This window comes from Caulobacter sp. SSI4214, assembly GCF_012184455.1.
GTDB lineage: Bacteria > Pseudomonadota > Alphaproteobacteria > Caulobacterales > Caulobacteraceae > Caulobacter > Caulobacter vibrioides_E.
This window is the reverse complement of sequence record NZ_SZWJ01000164.1, coordinates 1-3,207: the sequence shown is the minus strand read 5'-3', so window position 1 is coordinate 3,207 and position 3,207 is coordinate 1. Positions and strand designations below refer to the sequence as shown.

Sequence of the window (3,207 nt, the reverse complement as noted above, 5' to 3'; positions counted from 1 at the left end):
ACCGACTTTTCCAGGGCGGTCAGGCGGGCTTCCAGCGCGTCGGCGCGGGCCTTCTGCTCGGCGGCGGTGCGCCGCGCCACGTCCAGGTCGTGGGTCGTGACCTCGTTCTGGCCGTTCAGCTTCGTCAGGGTCTGTTCCAGATCGTTCAGGCGATCGTTCATCGCGGCGATCTGGGCGTCGGTCTCGGCCGGCTGGACCACGACCGGCTTGCCGGTGTCGCGCCCCTGGAAGACGATCGCGCGCAGCTCGCGCACCACCTTCTCCATCCGGTCGACCCGCTTGGCGGAGCGGTCGTCCAGAGGATCGTCGGCCGGCAGCGGCGTCTGGGCCACGGCCACGGCGGCGGTCGAGGCGAACAGGAGGGCGAGGAGCGCGGATTTCAGCTTCATGGTGTCGACTATGCCCCGATTGCGGACAAAAGTGCGGCGCAAAAAGCCCTCCCCCTGGATGGGGGAGGGTTGGGTGGGGGTGATCTAGAGCGTTTTCCGATAAGGCGCGGGCGCGACTATCGGATCGAAAAGGGCTCTAGGGCCGCGCGGACGGAACCGCCGAGCCACCCCCATCCCTGCCCTTCCCCCATCAAGGGGGAAGGGTCTCGATGTCTTAGCGAGCGCCGTCCGTGATCGCCGTGTGGGCGTTACGGTTCTTGGCCCAGGCTTCCTCGGTCGTGCCCGGATCGATCGGACGTTCCTTGCCGTAGGAGATCGTCTCGATGCGCGCGGCCGAGACGCCCTGAGCGATCAGGAAGTCGCGGACGGCGCTGGCGCGGCGGGCGCCCAGGGCCAGGTTGTACTCGCGGGTGCCGCGTTCGTCGGCGTTGCCTTCGATGCGGATCTTCACGGCCGGATAGCGGTTCAGCCACTGGGCCTGCGCGGCCAGAACCGGCTGGGCGTCGGCGCGGACCGCGTATTGGTCGGTGTCGAAATAGACGCGGTCGCCGACATTGACGACGAAGTCCTGGACCGACCCCGGCAGGACGCCGCTGGCGACCGGCGGGGCCGGCGGCGGCGTGTAGGGCGTGCTCGGCGCGGCGGGCGGCGGCGTCGGGGCCGGCGTCGGGGCGGGCTGGGGCTTCGGACGCGAAGCACAGGCGGCGAGCGAGGCGGCGGCAACGCCGACGAGCGCCAGTCTAACGGCGCGCTTGGTGTCGAAGCTCATCCAGTTTCTCCTCAAGTCTACGAAATCTGGACCTGACCCATACCTAAGTCAGGCTTGGAATGGACCCGATAAATGCCTGAAAAGATCTCACAATGATGTCAGGTCCGGCCGAGCCCATATAATTCAATTGTGGCGGGAATTATCCCAACCGCGCGTCATGGCCAAGAACGCGCTCGCACGGTCAAGGTTGCCTCGCGAGCGCGTTAAATTCGCGATTAGTCCAGCAGCGGCGACCACGCCGGGTCGGACGCCTGGCCAGCATAGGCCGCCGGGCGCAGGATCCGGCCGGTGATGTCCACCGTCCACAGCTTGGGACCGCCGCCGCCGCTTTCGCGGAAGAACATCAGCACGCGGCCGTTCGGCGCCCAGGTCGGGCCCTCGTCCAGATAGCTGGTGGTCAGGAGCCGCTCGTCGCTGCCGTCGGGCCGCATCACGCCGATGTGGAACTCGCCGCCCGTCTGCTTGGTGAAGGCGATGAAGTCGCCGCGCGGGCTCCAGACCGGCGTGGTGTAGCGACCGCCGCCGAACGAGATGCGCTTCACGCCCGAGCCGTCCAGGTTCATCACATAGAGCTGGGCCTGACCGCCTCGGTCGGAGTTGAAGGCGATCTTGGTCCCGTCCGGCGAGAACGACGGCGAGGTGTCGATGGCCGGATCGGTGGTGATCCGCGTGGTCGCGCGGCTGCGCAGGTCCATCAGATAGATGTCGCTGTTGCCGTTCTTCTCGACCGAGAACGCCACCTTGCCGCCGTCGGGCGAGAAGCGCGGGGCGAACACCATGCCGGGGAACTTGCCGACGGTCTCCTGGCGGCTGGTCTCCAGGTTCAGCAGATAGATCGACGACCCCGTCGGCCGCAGGGCCATGTAGGTCAGTTCCTGGCTGGTCGACGAGAAGCGCGGCGTCATCACGATGTACGAGCCGTCCGTCAGGTACTGCGGATTGGCGCCGTCCTGGTCCATGATCGCCAGGCGCTTGATGCGGTTCAGCTTGGGGCCGCTCTCGGCGACGAAGGCCACGCGGGTGTCGAAATACCCCTTCTCGCCGGTCAGGCGCTCATAGACCGCGTCGCTGATCTTGTGGGCCACGCGGCGCCAGTTGTCCGGCGTCGACGAGAACTGCAGGCCCAGAAGCTGCTGCTGGCTGAACACGTCCCAGAGGCGGAAGTCGACGCGCAGGCCGCCGTCGGCGCCGACCGTGACCTGGCCGTTGATCAGGGCCTGGGCGCCGGTCCCCTGCCACTCGGGAAACCGCGGCTGGACGTTGACGTCCTGCAGCTTATCCGACACGGCCGAGACGTTCAGCGGCTGGAACAGGCCCGAGCGCTCGAGGTTGCCGGTGATGACCTGGGCGATCTCGGCCCCGCGCGGCGAGCCCGAGAAGGCCGGGATCGCGATCGGCATCGGCTTGACCGCGCCGGAATTGATATTGACCTCGATCTGGGCGGCCGCGGGCGTGACGAACGCCGCGCCGCCCAGCAGGACGGCGGCCATGAGCACCAGGGCCTTGAGGCGCATCGGGGTCTCCTTCTTCGGTTCTCTTCCGGATATCAACGCGAACAAGCCTGCTTAGCGTTGAAGTTCAGGGCGATTTTCTGACCGTACAGGTCGGACGGCAGATAGGCGAACGGCGAGGCGGCGAACAGCGCGCGGATGGCGCGGTCCGAGGCGGCCTTCACCACGGGGTTGGGCGAGGACGTGCCCGGCGATTCCGGCTGGCCGACCACCCGCCCCCCCGGTCCGATCACGAAGATCACGCGCACATTGACGTCGGCGCCGCCCTCCACCTCGCAGTTGGGGTTCCAGCGCTCCTGCACCTCGCCCTGCAGCCGACCCAGCGCGGCGGCGGAAAGGCCGGTGGCCGCGCCCATCGCGGGTCGGGCCGAGACCGAGGTCTCCGCGCGCGCCGGGCCCTTGGGGGCGTTGGCGGTCGGCTTGCCGGTCGCCTTCTGGCTCTTGGCCAGCGAGGCCTCCAGCGAGCTGAAGAAGTCGCTGTCGTTCTTCTTGGCCGGGCTGGGCTTGGCCTGGGATGGCGCGGGCGTCGACTTGGGAG

2 protein-coding genes and 2 pseudogenes are annotated in these 3,207 nt (G+C 68.2%); all 4 read right to left on the bottom strand.

Features of this window, described 5'->3' with window-relative positions:
* Positions 1 to 389, bottom strand: a pseudogene (locus FCU40_RS22795) (tol-pal system protein YbgF); the annotation flags it as partial.
* 214 nt (positions 390 to 603) lie between these two features.
* Complete coding sequence (gene pal / locus FCU40_RS22790) at positions 604 to 1,173, bottom strand: peptidoglycan-associated lipoprotein Pal (protein ID WP_035016945.1); 570 nt, start codon at positions 1,171 to 1,173, stop codon at positions 604 to 606.
* 200 nt (positions 1,174 to 1,373) lie between these two features.
* Complete coding sequence (tolB, locus tag FCU40_RS22785; protein WP_004616244.1) at positions 1,374 to 2,672, bottom strand: Tol-Pal system beta propeller repeat protein TolB; 1,299 nt, start codon at positions 2,670 to 2,672, stop codon at positions 1,374 to 1,376.
* A gap of 32 nt (positions 2,673 to 2,704) precedes the next feature.
* Positions 2,705 to 3,207, bottom strand: a pseudogene (locus FCU40_RS22780) (energy transducer TonB); the annotation flags it as partial.